This window comes from Streptomyces sp. NPDC057654, assembly GCF_042800135.1.
Lineage (GTDB): Bacteria > Actinomycetota > Actinomycetes > Streptomycetales > Streptomycetaceae > Streptomyces.
Window position 1 is genome coordinate 1 of sequence record NZ_JBHVHQ010000100.1, and the last position, 15653, is coordinate 15653.

General features: G+C 73.7%; 2 protein-coding genes. Both read right to left on the bottom strand.

Annotation, left to right across the window (positions count from 1 at the left end; translation table 11 throughout):
* Positions 1–8007, bottom strand: an 8007-nt coding sequence (locus ACFU99_RS11140) for a protein-glutamine glutaminase family protein (protein WP_384389082.1), incomplete at its 3' end; no start/stop codon positions are given.
* Positions 7917–15572 (bottom strand): hypothetical protein, encoded by a 7656-nt coding sequence (locus ACFU99_RS11145; protein WP_384389085.1) that lies wholly within the window; start codon positions 15570–15572, stop codon positions 7917–7919. The genes ACFU99_RS11140 and ACFU99_RS11145, both read right to left, overlap by 91 nt.
* Positions 15573–15653 lie beyond the last annotated feature (81 nt).

A 15653-nucleotide genomic window follows, 5' to 3' on the forward strand; every position in this document is an offset into this window, starting at 1 on the left:
GACCCGGTACGGGTCGACCGGCGCCAGCCACCGGGCCTCGTCCTCGATCGCCGGGCCCGTGGAGGTGTGCGCCATGGGTGCCGGGCGCTCCGTGTGCGCCGTACGGCCCAGGGCGCGTAGCGGCCGCAGGACCCGGCTCAAGGAGCCGGCCGCGCCGGACGCCGGGACGCGCCGCGCCGTGACGGAGGGGTGATGTGCGACACGGTACGTGAACTGCCGTACCGCACCCGTGTAGTTGAGGCCGGAGAGGGCGTAGGTGTAGCCGCCCATGCCGCTCTTGGCGGTGTGGGAGCGGGAGAACAGCGTCAGGTCGCTCTCGGGGCTCGCGACCTTCCCGAGCCCGGCGCCCAGGCCGATGCCGAGCGAGACGGAGGAGCCGTGCGACTCGGAGTTCGCGAAGTCCCGCATGGCGCTCGGCCACAGGTCGAAGCCGCTCTGCGGGAAATACACCTGGGACGTCGGCTCGATGGCCTCGCCCGGCGCGGCGGGCACGCGCTCCGCGCGCACCGTGAAGTGGAACACCTCCGTCTCGCCCGTGGACAGCGGGCGCAGGAAGGTCCGGGTGATGCCCTCGGGGGAGAACAACTCGGTGAACTGCTTCTCCAGGGAAACCGTGTGGAAGTGGACGGCCAGGAAGGAGTCCAGGGAGGCCAGCTCGGCGGGGCTCCACTCCGCCTCCTGGGCCGTCTCCGGGGTCCGGACGGCCGCCTGCGCGTGCGCGAACTGCTCCCGCAGAGCGGAGCGGACGTCTGTCGTCCCGGACAGGCCGGCGGGCCCGAACAGACCCGAACTGCCGGTCGGGGCCGACAGTTCGGCCGGGGGCGCGGTCAGCGGCGGCTCGTCCGCCTGTGGCTCGTGGACGATCGGCGCCAGGTCCCCGGTGCGGGCGGCCGCGCCCGTCTCCTCCGCGACGATCTGGGTCAGCGTGCGCTGGAAGGCGTCGGCCAGCTCGACGGGGACCCGTACGACGACCGAGATGTCCGCGGTGTGCTCGCGGCCAATGGGGTGACCCAACGGCCGTGAACCGGCCTCCAGTTGGACGGTCAGCAGGAACGGCACGCTCTTGCCGTTGTGCCGCACGCTCTGCCAGTGGCCGCCGCCGGTGTCGGCGGCCGTGGAGACGGCGGCCGACGTGCCGAGGCCGACGCTGACCGGCGCCTGGAGCGAGAGCCAGTCGGGCAGCAGGCCCGCGCCCGGCCCGAACGTCGCCCCGACGCCCAGCGAGAAGCCGCCGCCCGCGCTCGTGGAGGCGCCCTGGAGCTCCAGCCAGCGGCTGTTGAGGACGGTGGGCACGGCGGTCGCGTCGCCGATGCGCCGCGCGCCGCGCAGCCGCGCCCGCAGGCTCATGGTGAGGACCTCGGCGCCGTCCATGTCGACCGGCGGCAGCGGCTTGCCGCCCGCGAGCACGGAGGAGAGATCGCCGAGCATGCTCAGCTCGCCGAGCCGGTTGTGCAGGTACTCGTGCAGGTCGGTACCGGGCCGGGCCTGCCGGTAGTCGCCGATCAGCTGGTCGCGTATCGGGCCCAGGCCGCCGATCTGCTGGGGGACGCTGAAGAACCGCCGGGCGGCCCTGGTGAGCCGTTCGAGCGCGGCGTCCGTCGCGGTCCCGGGCAGCGTCGCCTCCCAGGGGGCGACGGTCCCGTTCGCGGCGAGCTGCGCCAGCTCCGTGGGGAACGCCGCGTGCAGGGTCCCGTCGGCCGAGCGGCCGTCGGTGCTCAGGCCGGGGCCGGAGACGGTGACGGTGAGCGTGGTCCCGGGGAAGGAGAAGTGCTCCAGCTCGCCGCTGAGCCCCAGCGAGGGGTTGTTGTACGCGTTGGTGCTCCGGCTCTGGCCGTACGAGCGCGTCGCGGACATGCCGGCGGTGACCTTGGGGCTGACGACGGCGGGGCCCGCCGCCTGCCCCAGCTTGTCGCCGACACTGAGGGTGCGGGTGTTGCCGGTGCTCTCGCCCGTGCCCGTGGCGCGGTCGGAGACCGCCTCCTGGAGGCCGATGCTCGTCTGCCCGTACGGGCGGTACGGGGCCTCCAGCAGGGTGGCCCCGTCCCGGTCGACGCCGGTCAGGGAGAGGACGACGGTGTACGCGGCGGAGCCCCGTCCCTCGGAGACGGTGATCGGCAGGCCGCCGTCCACCAGACGGCGCGCGAAGTCGCGCGGGGTCAGCTTGGCGATCGTGGCCCGCACCTGGGCGCGGACCCTGGCCTCCAGCCAGTCGGGGCGGCCCGTGGACTGCTCGGGCAGCAGGCCGGCGACCAGGTCCTCGAAGGACCGGGTCTGCGGGGCGCCCGGCAGGTCGGCGCCGTCGAACCGCACGCCGTCGAAGGCGAGCACGGTGCCGAACACGCCCAGCGGGTACTGCCCCTCGACGTCGCCGAAGCCGACCGGCGGCACGACCTCGGGGTAGAGGGTGCGGATGTCCTCCAGGACGGTGTCGGTGGCGGCCTCGGGTTCGGGGTAGAGGCGGCGGATGTCTTCCAGGGCGGATTCGGCGCCGGCGGACGTCTCGACGTCGGGGTAGAGACCGCGGACGTCCTCCAGGGCCGCGGCCGCGCGGAAGGCCGCGAGGTCCGGCAGCAGGCGGGGGAAGCGGACGGCGTCCCCGTCCAGCGCGCGCAGTTCGGCGGGCGGACTGAGCAGCGCTCCCTCGGCGTCCAGGTCGAGGGAGGTGACGTGCTCAGCCCCGGTGGGCAGCAGCGCGGCGGGGTTCCCGTACTGCTCGTCGAGGCGGGTGGGCTCGGCCCACAGCACCTGACCGTCGATGTTGGCGGCGTGCAGACGCCCCGCCGGGGCGCCGCCGGCGGTGCTGAACACCACCAGCGAACCGGAGCCCGGACCGGCCTCCAGCAACTGCGCGTGGATCGCGCGCACCGCCTCGTCGGCCGTGGCGTTCCGCCACACGAAGGCCAGTTGGGTACGGAGCCGCTCCCACTCCTGGTGCTGGAGCCGTTCCCGCTCCTCGGCTCGGAGGCGCTCCTCGGCTTCCCGCTCCTGGAACTGCTCCTCGGACAGGTCCTGGGCCCGCTCCTGGGCCCCGGCTCCGGTACGCTCCGGCGTCCCGGCCTCGCCGGTGGCTTCGGACCGCGGGTGCGGCGTGCCGACGGGGCCGGAGCCCTGACGGGACCCGGCGCGCCGGGCGAGGTCCTGCTCGGTGACCGGCCGCCCCCGTCGCTTGGCCCTCCGTGCGAGCTCGACCAGGCGCCTGCGCACGTCGTCGGTGACCGTCTCGCCGCCGAGGACCCGTTGGGCCAGCCCGTCCAGTGTGCTCGGGGTGAACCTGCCGACGCGGCCCGGTTCCCGGTCGGTCAGCTGGGCCAGCCGGCGCAGCGTCATGAGCCGGTCGTGGTCCCGGTCCTCGTCGCCCGCCGTGCGGGGCGGGTAAAGGGTGTCGTACGCCTCCAGCAGGTCTCCGGCGCGCAGGAACTCCGGGAAGTCCACGTCCGCGTCGCTGCGTCCGGTTCCCAGCAGTCCGCGTCGCGGCCGCAGCCGGCGGGCCAGCTCCACCTGCCGGCTCGTCCGGAGCGGCGGGCGCCGCGCCGATGTGAGCGGACCGGAGCCCGCGGCGCTGACCTCGCTCTCCTCGGTGATCCAGGCCAACTTGATCCACTGGTCCCGCAGTTCGGCGTCCACGGGCGCGCCGTGGCCCGCCGCGGCCGCGGAGCCGAAGCCGGTCGCGTACTGCCGTGCTGTGTTGGCGATGAACTCCGGCCCGGTCAGGGACGAGCTGGCGTCGGTCATGTGCTGGAACCGGAAGACCGCGGTGCTGTTGGCGTCCCGCAGCTCCTCGGGGGCGAGCCGCGATGAGGGCAGTCGGTCCAGTACCAGCCGCAGGAAGTCGGTGCGCGGCGGTGCGACGAGGAGGTTGTTGTTGTAGTCGGCGCGCGCGTACCGGTACCGGGCGACGCTCTCCAACTGCTCCTCGTGCGTGTCGCCGACCGGGAACCCCTCGTCGCGCATGACGCGGAGGATCTGCTCGAACGACGTGGAGTCGCGGATCAGCGGCGGCAGGAGCGGCAGGTTGGGGCCGTCCACGGCCAGTTGCGGGGCGGCGACGGGGAGCGTGAAGCGCCCGGGGGCGATGTCGACGTCCAGGTACACGCCGCCGCGCGACCACAGCACCGCGTAGCGCACGACGTCGCCGGCGACGGCGAACGCGCTGCGGGAGACGGCGAAGTCGACCAGGTCCCGGATCTTGTCGCGGACGTCGTCGGGCAGGTTCGCGTACAGATTCCGCTCGTCGATGCGGCGCGGGGTGACGTCGGCCAGGTCTCCGGTGAGCAGCGGGGCGGTGGCCGCGTGCGCGTGTGCGTCGAGCCAGAGGTTGACCGTCCAGCCGGACTCGTTCGCCTGCCGTGCCCAGGAGCGCAGGTTGTCCAGCGTGGCGTCGCTCGCCCGGCCGCCGACCCACACGAACTGGAGCTCTCGCGGGACGGGCCGCAACGTGCCGTTCCGGCCGCCCACCGTCAGCTTCGGGGGCGGCGGCGGGAATCCGGTGATCTGGGAGAACTCCCAGTACCGCGGGTCCTGCCGCGCCGCGTCCAGCTGTTCCTGGAGCGCGGCGTGGTCGAAGGGCTCCCGGCCCTGGGTGACGGGCTCGGACGTCAGGACGCGGTCGCCCTGCCGCTGGGCGGAACCGTCGGCGGTGCGCGTACCGCTGCCGCTCGGGCCGGTGACCGGCGGGGCGCTCGTGACGGGTGCGGCGCCGGCCGTCGACGGGGTGAACTGCCGCCACTCGCCCGGTTCGCCGTCGGCGTCGTGGTACACGAGGAAGCTGATGCCGGGCAGCTCGGGGGTGGCCGCGACCTTCGTGGTGGCCGCCCACACCGTCAGCCCGGTCTCGTCCGCGAAGCTCTGCGCGACCGAGTCGCCCAGCTCATCGGTGGCGCCCGCCTCGCAGGCGGCGAGGATGATCTGCGCGGAGCTCCCGTGGGTGCGCCGCAGCTCCTGGACGCTCGGACGCCTCGACAGCATCCTGCCGCCCGAGCGGCCGTCCAGCCGTACGGGGCTGTGGCTGACCGGCACCGTCACCCAGCCGTTTCCGCCGTGCAGCATGGCCAGGTAGAGGGGCCGGCTCCGGTCCCACGGCACCTCGCGGAGCGTCTCGGAGGGGACGCTCGTCGGCGAGTTGACCTGGTCGTAGAGCGCGTAGTGCGGCTGTGCGAGGTCCAGGTCGGTGTGTGCCCGCAGGCGCTTGCCGGCGTCTTCCGGGGTGTGGAAGGACCGGCCGCCGGAGGCGGGGAAGCGGCTGTCGGAGGTACGGGGGCCGCGGATCGACAGGTTGTCGATGTCGGCCGCGCGGACCGTCGTGCCGTCCGCGGCGGTGAGGACCAGGTCCTCCCAGGAGGCGTCGTCCGCGTCCACGGGCACCGGCTCCGCCTCGTGGTAGAGCGTGTCGAACCACTCCACCACACGGGGGGCGAGCCGGTCCCGCGGCGGGTTGACCGTCCGCGGGTCGTGGTAGCCGGCGTACGCCTCGGCGAACCACTCCCCGGCGTCGGAGAACTGATAGTTGGACAGCGCGTGGTCGCGGGCCTCGGTCAGGTAGCTCACCCAGAGGCCATCGGGCGAGACCTGGTAGACGCGTCCCTCGTGCTCCAGCGGGGCCCGGCCGCCGTCGTCGAGCGTCCATGGCTGCGCGAAGGCCGCCCGCAGGTTGCCGGCCACACGCTGCAGGCGTTCGAGCCGGTCCGGGGCGCCGTCGGCCAGCTCGTCGGGCAGCCGCTTGAGCACGCCGGGGTCCGCCCGGACCTCGTCCGGGTCGATGAGGGTCGCCAGCCGGCGGGTCAGCTCCTGGTCCTCGATGCCCACGGCGCCGAGGAACGCCTTCGTGACGTGGTGCAGCATCCCCGGGTAGTACGTCCGCCAGCCGCCGAACTCCGGCTTCTCACTGTGCTGCGCGAACCACTGCGTCCGCATGTCGACCGAGTGGCCCACCTCGTGGCGCAGCGTCCACTCGACGAGGTTGCCGTGCGCGAGGACGTCGGAGACGCCCGCCATCACGTGCCGCCGAGGAGTCGATACGCCCAGGACGTCGGCGGTCCGCAGACCTCCGTACTTCGACTTCGCGACGGTGTCCATCGCCCACCGCTGCGCCGCGTTTCCGCGGTCGAGGCGGGTGTACATCCAGGTGGGCATGCGGAGCGGGTGAGAGATGAAGACGGCCTTGGGCACGCGGTGGTAGGCGCTCGCGGGACCCTGGCTGTTGTCGATCGCGATCGCGGTCAGGTGCGCGTTGCCGGCCAGGTCCTGCCGGGGCAGACCCCCGAACACCGCGTCGATCTTGTCCAGCATGGAGTGGCCGAAGTGCGCTCCGCCGTCCTCACCGGGGCCGACCCGGAGCCCGTACCGGCTGCTCAACTGCTGTTCGCGTGCCGCCGCTCCGGTGTTCCGCAGCCACGCGCCCACCCGGCGGCGCGGACGGTCGTCGACGGTGACGGGCCGGGACTGCGCCGCGCCCTGCGAGGGGAAGAGGCCGCCGATGGCCTGCCGCACGATGTCGTCGACGGTCGGCGCACCGGCGCCGGGCCCCCGGAACGCGGGGTGGTCCTCGGGCAGCAGCGAGAGCAGACCGGCCTCAAGGACCGGCTCATGCTCCAACAGCCCATTGGCGTCCAGCAGTTCGTGGGTGCGCGCCGCCCATGCCTGCCGTGCCGCGTCGGACTCGTGCTCTCCGTTGACGAGCCCGTTCCAGGCGTCGCGGAGCAGGGGTCGCCCGAGGGCCTCGACCGTCTGCTCGACGAGCCTGTCGAGGTACGCGCGGTGGGCTTCGTCGAGTTCGCGCAGGGACGTGCGGGGCGTCACATCCGGGCCGGGGAAGGATTCCGCGAACGGGTCGGTGACCACGAGGACCGTCCGGCCCTTCGGGAAGAACGCACCGTTGATCTCGGTCCAGTGGTCGGGCCGCGCCAGACGGTCCCGGGCGAACTCCTCGGCGACCTTCTCCAAGGGGCGCTCGATCCGCAGCGCCTCGCCTTCCGGCACACCGACGGCCGCCAGCCAGTCGGACTCGCTCAGCGCTCCTCGGTCCAGAGCGGTGTCCAGGACCATCGTCGTGACCGTGCCGTCCGGCAGGACGGCCGCGACGCCGACGTCGACGCGGTAGTGCCACTGCCACCCGGCGGCGCCGGACGTGTGTCCGGTCGCGTCGGCGGCGCCGGAAGAGGGCGCCGACAACAGCGGGCCGGTGCGGCTGACGATGACCTTCCGGACCGGCGCACCCCACTGCTGGAGCTTCATCGCCGCCAGGTGCGCCCGCAGGGAGCAGCCGTCCTCGGGATGGCCGCTGGGCACCGGCAGCCGGTCGAAGTCGTGCTGGTGCAGACTCGACCGCCGAAGCCGCGCGTACCACTCGTGGACCTGCGCGACCGGCACGGGTCCCGTGTCGGCGATCTCGCCGAGGGCATCGGAGACCGCCCGCGGGTCACCCTGCGCGAGCGACCGCAGGGACGCCGCGAGGTCACCGAAGCCCATCGCCGCGTACGCGTCCTGGACCGCCCACACCTTGCGCAGGTCGCGGTCGAGCCCGCGCAGCTGGAACAGGGCGTCCTCGAAGCGGCCGCCGCTCACGTGGTGGGACAGCCGCAGGGCGAACGCCTGCACCTGCGGCAGGAAGTGCGCGAGCACCCCGGGCGCCAGGTTGCTGACGTCGAGGTCCCAGACGCCCTCCCCGGGCGCCGGGGCGTAGAGGCGCTCCAACGCCCGCACGACGCTCTCCTCGGCCAGCAGCCCCGTCGCCGCCGCCCCGGCGAGGGCCAGCGGGACGCTCGTCCCGGAGTGGGTGTGGAACGCCTCGTCGAAGGCGTCCGTCGCCCGCCGGCCGACCGACGCGGCGCGCTCGTCCAGCAACGCCGCCAGCCGGCCGGAGTCCACCTCGTCCGCGGTCAGGAGGAGACCGGCGAGCCGCGTCGCGTAGCCCTGCTCGATCAGCGTCTGTTCCCGCTGCGACCCGGCGACCGCCCGCAGCACGACATCGTCCGGCTCCAGGCCCTGGCCGGGCAGCCCCGCCCCGACCACGTCGGACTGCGGGTGCGGCTCGGAGACCGGGACCGGCCCCCGGGCCGCCGCCGCTCCTGTACGAGCTCGTCGTACTCCTTCTGCCGTGCTTCGGCGTCGAGCCGGGCCCGCTCGTGCTCCGCGGCCGCGTCGACCGCCTGCGCGATCTCGGCCTCGGTGTACTGCGCCGCCGCCGTCGCCTCGGCTTCCGTCCCGCGGACCGCGCGCCGGGTCCGCCGGACCGCCTCGGGGCCGTCCTCGGTCCAGGAGCCGACCAGCGCGTCGAGGTAGGCGGCGCGCAGCGGGGCGTTCGCCCGCAGCTCCGCGCGGTCCAGGAAGTAGTACATCGCGGTCTCGGCGAGGTCCTCGTCCGCGTTGGTCTCGCCGTACTCCGTGATCGGCCGCTCCTCGGCGAAGGCGCGGCGGCCGTCCTCGGTCCACGTGCCCACCTGCCGGATGAACCACGGCAGCTCGTCCTTCAGCTCCCGGGCGATGCGTTCGGTCGCCGCACGGGTCAGCTCGCCCTCCCGCCGCTCGAACGTCTCCGGCCGTCGCTCCCGGAGCGCGGCGATCGCCGCCGCGTGCCGGGGCGCCTCCGTGCGGAACTGCGTCGACTCCAGGAGGAAGGACTTCAGCGACTCCTTGAAGTCGTCCGCCGGATTCGTGGTCGGGGACTGGCCGCTCTTCTTCCAGGGCTGCTCGACGCCCTCCCAGAACCGCTGGGTGAACTCGGGCAGCGCGTAGGCGAGCAGGCCGTGGGCCAGCTCGTGAGCGGCGACCGACTCGATCGCGCGCCGGCCGCCGCCGAACTGCTTCCCGGCCGTGGCCAGGGCGTAGAGGTTGAAGATCTTGTGGGAGGCGATGTACTCGCCCGTGGCCCCGCGGAACAGTTTCGTGCCGCGTATCGCCCAGTTGACCGCGCCGACGGCGGTGATCTCCTGTTCCGCTCCGGCCCGGCGGGAGGCGGCCCGCCGGGCGCCGAGCAGCGGAGCGTAGTGCGCCAGCGCCGCGTGCAGCCCCTCCAGCTCGTCCGGCCCCCAGCGCCGGGTTCCGATCTGCTTCAGCACGGCGGGCAACGCCTTCGGGTGGCTCTCCCGGACCGCTGTGCCGCCCGCCGCCGAGTCCACGTGCACGCCGTACTCGTCGGCGATCCGCCGCATCAGCCGCCGCGCCTCGCGCAGCGTCGTCTCCTCGTCGGCTCCGGACGGTGTGACCACCCGCTCCGACGTCAGGTCCGGCGCGGGCCGCGAGGGCTGGAGGGCTTCGCTCGCGAGCAGGTCGCCGTTCCGGCCGTACGTCTCGACGTGCACGATGAAGCGGGGGGCGATGCCGCCGAGGAAGAGGACCTCGGCCATGTCCGGGTAGGCGTCCCGGCCCAGGGTCGCGGCGAGGTCGAGGCCGCCCGGCGCCTTGAGGGTGTACCGGTACATCCGGCGCTCGGCGTCCTGGGAGGCGACCTTCGCGGGCGGCATCCGCAGGGCGCTGGAGCGGGTCGCGGAGACCCAGGCGGTGGGCCGTTCGCCGGATCCGCCGTACTGGTAGCCGCGCAGGGAGTCCATGGCGAAGTCGTCGCCCCGGGCCTCGAAGCCGTTGGCCCGGATGGTCTCCGGGGGCCTGGTGTCCCACCGGTAGAGCACGTCCTCGTCGGCACGCCACAGCAGCGGCGCCGCGCCCTGTGCCGGTTCGCCGGTCCGGACGGTGATCCGGGCGACGTGCTCGTCGGTGACCGGCCACAGCGCGGCGGCGAACGCGTGCCGCGGACGCTCCGCGGTCACCCGGCCCTGCGCGGGGAACGCCCCGGTCTGCAGGGCGTGGTAGGCGTCGCTCTCCATGGACAGGTCCATGGCACGGCCGCGCCGCGAGTGCATGGTGAGGCCGAGCCGGGTGAGCCGGTCCGCGGGCGCCCGGAACTTCCCGTGCAACTCCCGCATCCGGTCCGCGAGTCCGTTGGCCCGCTCGGACCAGGCCGCGTAACCGCCCGGGAACGCGTCGGCGTCCGGCAGGTCGGAGGTCTTCAGCCGGATGCTGGGCCGCTCGCCGGTGAACGCCCGCAGGTCCGCGCCGAGCCGCTCGCCCTCGCCGAGCAGTGCCCGCCACTCGCCGTACGCTCGGGCCGTCGTCTCGTCGGCGGGTTCGGTGACGCCGCCGTGCTCGTCGGCGAGCCGCACGCTGGACCGCTCGGCCTCGTCGAGGAACCAGTCGCGGACCTGGCGGAACCACGTGACGTCCGCCTCGCGGTCGCCCGTACCGGCCCGGTGCGTCCAGTCCGGTTCGAGCAGCGGGGTCGGCTCCGGCTCCGGCTCGGGTCCCCGCTCCTTCGGGACCTCGTCCGGGTCCCAGTCGTCGAACGGGTCCCACACGCCGCCGCCCTGCTCGCCGTCCGACACCTGTTCCGTGGTGACGAACTCCAGCTCCGCTCCGGCCTGTGCGAGGGCGTGCAGCCGCTGGTCCAGATCGGGCAGGACGTCCTGGTCGATCGTCCCGGTCAGCTCGGATATCTCGTCCGCCACCTGCCGCGGCGTACGCCCCATGGCCCTGAGGCTCGGCGGCAACTGCGTGACCTGCTCCTTCAGTCCGTCGAGCCGTTGCCGGGCCCATACGGTCAGGTCCCGGGTCCGCTGGAGCGGGGCCGGGCCGGGGACCGTCTCACCGTCCCGGAGCACCTGCTCGTGCGCGCCGCCCTCGACGATGGCGAGGCCCGGGTCCGGGAGCTGGTACGTCAGCGTGCTGCGCAGGGACGACCAGGACGTGACGAACCTGGTCCACGGGCCTTTCCCGTCCTCTTCCTCGCGCGCGCCCGTCAGCCGGCCGGACTGCGCCGTGAAGGTGTGCTCGTACCGCTCGTACTCGGGGTGCTCCGTGGCGCGGGACGCCACGGTCTGCTCCGCTACGGACCGCTCCGGCGCCGACCCGGACAGCACGGCGTCGCGCACTGTCCGGCCGCCGTCCGTGGGCGTATCCATGTCGTCCGCCGACAGGAGTTCCCTGCGCCGCTCCATCTCCTGCTCGCTCGGCCGCTGGGAAACGGAGACCTGATCGCGCGTCAACTGAGCCAGTCGCCAGTCGAGTTCGGCTTCCAGGTCCGACGTCTCGTACGGCTCGTCGTGGACCTGCCCGGCCGGGGCGTCTGCCGTCCGTGAGGACGCGTCGGCCTCCTGCACGTCCCGCTGCGCGTCCTCCTGCACGTTCCGCAGCCAGGACGAGGAGAGGTCACGGGGAGCCCACAGCCCGCGGTAGACGTCGAAGAACTCGGTGCGGTAGTCGTCGGCGAGCCGTGCGAGACCGGCCGCGTCGGCGAGGCGGCCGGCGCTGAGCGAGGAGAAGATGCCGTCAGAGGCGTTCAGGGCGGCTCGGGCGTCCACCTCGAAGTCCAGGTGGACGGGGATCTCGTCCACCAGCTCGGCGAACCGGCGGTCCCAGGCCCGAACGCCGCCGAGCAGCTCCTCGGGAGCGTCGGCGGCCCCGGTGAAGGCCGCGTCGAAGGCCTTGGCGGCCCGATCGGCGAACTCGGTCCGGAGCCAGTCGTTCCGTTCGTCCGGCAGGATGTGGTCGGCGTCCTGCGTCCGCCACCGCGCGAGCTGTTCGGCGAAGGCCGCGTCGGCCTGGGCCAGAGCGCTCCGCCGGGCCGCGTGGAGCAGCAGGAGTGCTTGCGCCCGCTCCTGCCCGGCGGCCTCGTCGTACGCGGCCTCCCACGCGGGGAGCCGCTCGGCCGACGGGCCGTCGGCGAAGGCACGGTTGAAGGCGTCGTCGACAGCCGAGGCGATGGACTTCTGGACCGACAGCAGGGTCTCGGGAAGCACGTTCTGCGGCCGGAGGGCGAACCGGTCCGTGAACGCGGTGCTCGGCGACGGCGGCCGGGTGCTCAGCGTGTCCGCGGCGCGCTCGACGTCCCGCAGCGCGCGGAGCACGGCCGCCTCGCGGCCGGCCTGTTCGACGAGCCGGCCGGGAAGCCGGGAGAGCACGGCGTCGTAGCGGCTGTGCCAGCGCGCCAGCAGCTCCGGACGCTCCCCGCGCGAGGCGACGGCTGCCCCGTCGAAGCCGGAGAGCGCCGTGAACGCGGCGTCGAGTTCGGCGTGCAGCTCGTCGCGGACGACGGTCGCCCCGGCCTCGGACAGCGTGTGCCCGCGCGCGTCGAGCGCGTGGAGCAACCGGCTCTGCTCGGCGGTCAGGCCGTCGGCGAGGTCCTGAGCGAGCCGCGTGACGTGCTCGTCGGCGCGGGCGAGTTCGGATTCGTAGAAGGCCCGCAGGTCGAAGGCGTCGGTGAGCTCCGCGGTGAGTCCGCGCAGCCGCGAGGCGGCCGTCCGGACGTTCTCCCGCAGGCGCTCGTCCCGGGTGTCCGCCCCGGTGGCGAAGACCTCGCGTACGGCGGTGTCGAGTTTCTGCTCGAACGCCGCCAGTATGTGGTCGCCGACGCGCGCGACGAGGTCCGCGTCGAGCGGACCGGCCGGCTCCTGCGCGCCGGAGCCGGACAAGCGGCTGCTCCAGGAGCGGAACGCACGGTCGAAGGCGCGTCGGGCCTGTTCGACGGCGGCTTCGCGGACCGTGGTCAGGTCGGTCTGGTCCCGCCATCCGGCGGACAGGTCCAGCGGTTCGGAGGGGTCGAGTTCACGGAGGCGGAGCGTCCGGTCGAGCAGCAGCTCCGCCTGCTCCTCCGAGAGCGCCTGCCCGTCATCCGCCACCCAGTGCTCGAAGCTCTCCTGTATCCGCTCGTCGTACGCGGCGTCCTCGACGGCCTGTCGAAGACGGCCGTCGTACTTTTCGTGCAGCCGCTGCTCCTCGGCCCGCATTACCGGTACGCGCCAGTCGTCGGACGCCGCGTGCGAAGGAGCGGGGACGAAGGCGCCGGACTGTTCGCCGATCAGGCCGGGGTCGTCACGGAACCGGGCGCCTTCCTTGAGCATGGCGATCCGCTGCGCGTACTCCCGCTCGACCGAGGCGAGAGCGCCGGGCTCGCGCTCCAGGGCGTGGGACAGCTCCTGGAACAGGTCCTGTCGCCGGTCCTGGTACCAGTGGACGGTCCGGGCGCTCCACTTGTACGTGTCCGGGGAGAAGTCGTAGGACTCGCTGTGTTTCCAGAAGCCGTCCAGCACGAGGGACGTCGGCACGGCGCGATCGCTCAGGCGAAGGGCGGCGGTCCGGAAGGACTCGTCGAGCGCGGCCGACGGCTCCGTGCCGCCTTCCGCGGTCCGCTCCTCGATGTACTGCCGCTCCAGCTGCTGGATCTGGTGGCGGTACCACTCGCGGGCGGGCGTGTCCCAGTGCGGCTGGGACTTCGCGAGGTCGTCCTCCCAGAGGAGCCCGTCGGAAGACACGCCGGGCCGAGCGACGAGCGGCCCCTCGGCGAGCGCGGAACGGAAATCCCTACGGGCGTTGTGCGCCGCCCACCAGTCGTCGTGCTCCTGCGCGTACCGGGCCCGCAGATCCCCGGCCGCGGTCGCGGCGGCGTCGGCCTCGGAGGCGCCTTCACGCTCCAGCGCGGCGGTGAAGCGGTCGGCGAACTCCGCGCGCAGGTCGCGTACGGCCGTGCTGTCCAGGAAGGAACGGGGCTGGTACTTGGGCACGGCGGAGGCGATCTCGCTGTCGAAACGGGCGAACGCCCGCTGCTCGACGCTCTGCTCCGGCACATGGTCGGCGAAGGTCTGCCGCTGCTCGGAGCGGGAGCCCGCCGTCTCGTACGAGCTGCCCGAGTCGTGCGCGTCGTGGGAGCCCTGCGCGGTGGCGTGGTCGTCCGCCGAGGTGTGCTCTTGTACGACGCCGTCTTCTTGCTTCGTTCCGGCGTGCTCCTGCGCCGTGGTCTGCTCCTGGGCCGGCGCGTCGTCGTGGGCTCGCGCGCCCACGTCACGCGGCTCGGCGGAGGGCTCGGGCGGCCGCTGCCCGTGTGGCGCCGCGGTCTCGTCCGCGGGGAAGCCGCCGGCCGGCTCCCGCTGCGCGGCCTCGGCCTTCCACTCGGCCTCGGCCTTCTCCACCGCGAGCTTCTGCCGGTCCCACCGCTGCCGCTGGACCCGCTCCGTACCCTGCCGGAAGCCGTCGGTGGTGTTCTTCTCGGTCTCCAGCCAGTGGTCGAGGCTGGCGCCGCCGTTCCGGTGGAAGCGGTCGTGCACGGCGACCCAGTCGCGCCGGAAGCCGGACGCGACGTCCGCGAACCCGCCCTCCGCGGGGCCGGTGAAGGCGTCGTAGTCGTAGAACCGCCGCTCGAAGACCGCGCCGGCGTTCTCGACGGCGCCCTGGCGGTAGGCGTCCCGGTCCAGATGGGTGCGGACGTCCCGGATGAGTTCGCCGCTCGACTCGCGCCAGCTCCGGTAGCGGGCGTCCAGTTCGTCGCCGAGCAGGGGCTCCCTGCCGGTGCGCACCCCGCCCAGGCGGGCCTCCGCGGAGGCTTCGAGCTTCGCGGCGAGTTCGTCGGCGACCCGCGCCAGGGACTCCTCGTCGTGGAGCAGGTCGTGCCGCTCGACGGCGGACCGCATGTCCTGGGTGCGCTGGGAGAGTTCCTCGTGGTAGCGGAGCCGGCTGTAGAGCGCGCTGTCGTGCAGCATGGCCCCGGTCGCCGACCGGCTCACCGACACGGCGTGCCCGAGCCCCGCCCGTGTGGGTTCGCTCCCGTGGATGTGCGTGGTGAACGCTTCTTCCACGGCGGTGCGGAGGTCCTTCGCCAGGCTCTCGCCGGCCTTGAGCGTCAGCGGGTCCTCGGGCCCCAGCCCCCGGCCCTCGGCCGCGGCCGTCAGCTTCTCCTTGGCCTGCGGCAGTACGTCGGTCTCCAGCCGCAGGCGCTCGTGGAGGCGGGACACGGCGGAGTCGCGTGCGAGCTCGGCCGCGTCCTCGTGGGAGAAGCCGCGGGACTCCAGCTGCTTCATGTCGTGGAAGGAGTCCAGCAGTTGATCGTGGGCGTGCGTCCGCCACTGCTCCCGGGGCCCCGCCGAGTGGTCGAAGGCGGCTCCGTCGCGCTGCTTGCCGATAACCGCGTCGTAGTGCTCCAGGAAGTGCCCGACCCGGTCCTCGGCCGCCGCGGCCCACGCGTACCGCTCCTCCGGAGAGCCGACCGTGTCGATCTCGTCCGGCGCGGCCTTCTTCCGGGCTTCGAGGTCCGTCAGGTACTTGTCGCGGACGGTCTTGGACAGCTCCGGGCCGAGACCGTGCTTCTCTCCCAGCCGGTTGAGGCGGTCGACCTGGTCGAAGCGCTCGGGGAGTCCGGCGAGGTGCTCGTCGTGGACGGCCTTCCAGGCGTCGCGCAGTCCGTCCCGCTCCGCGGCCGTCAGCGGACCGGAGTCGCGGACCTCGGTGAGCGTCTTGAACTCGGCCTGGAGATCGGCGGTGACCGCGTCCACCACGGCCTTGCGGTCGGCCTCCGTGAGCTTCGGAGCGTCGGCGTCGGTGTCGGCGAGGGCGCGGTGCGAGTCGCCGGCGTGCTGCCGGGCCTCCCACGCGCGGGCCGCGTCGTCCACCTGCCGGGGCAGGTGCTCCAGGTGGGTGTTCCGGGTCTCGGCCAGGTCCAGGACGTGATCGTAGTGGCTGACGAGGCTGTCCTGGGCGGCGTCGTGTGCGGCCCGCGTCGACTCGTCCAGGTGCGGCGCGGGACCGGGCTCCTCCACCCAGTGGGCGGCGTCCAGCCGCCCGTCGGCCAGGTTCCTGTCGTAGCCGGACAGCCAGTCGCGGTGGAAGTCCGACTCCAG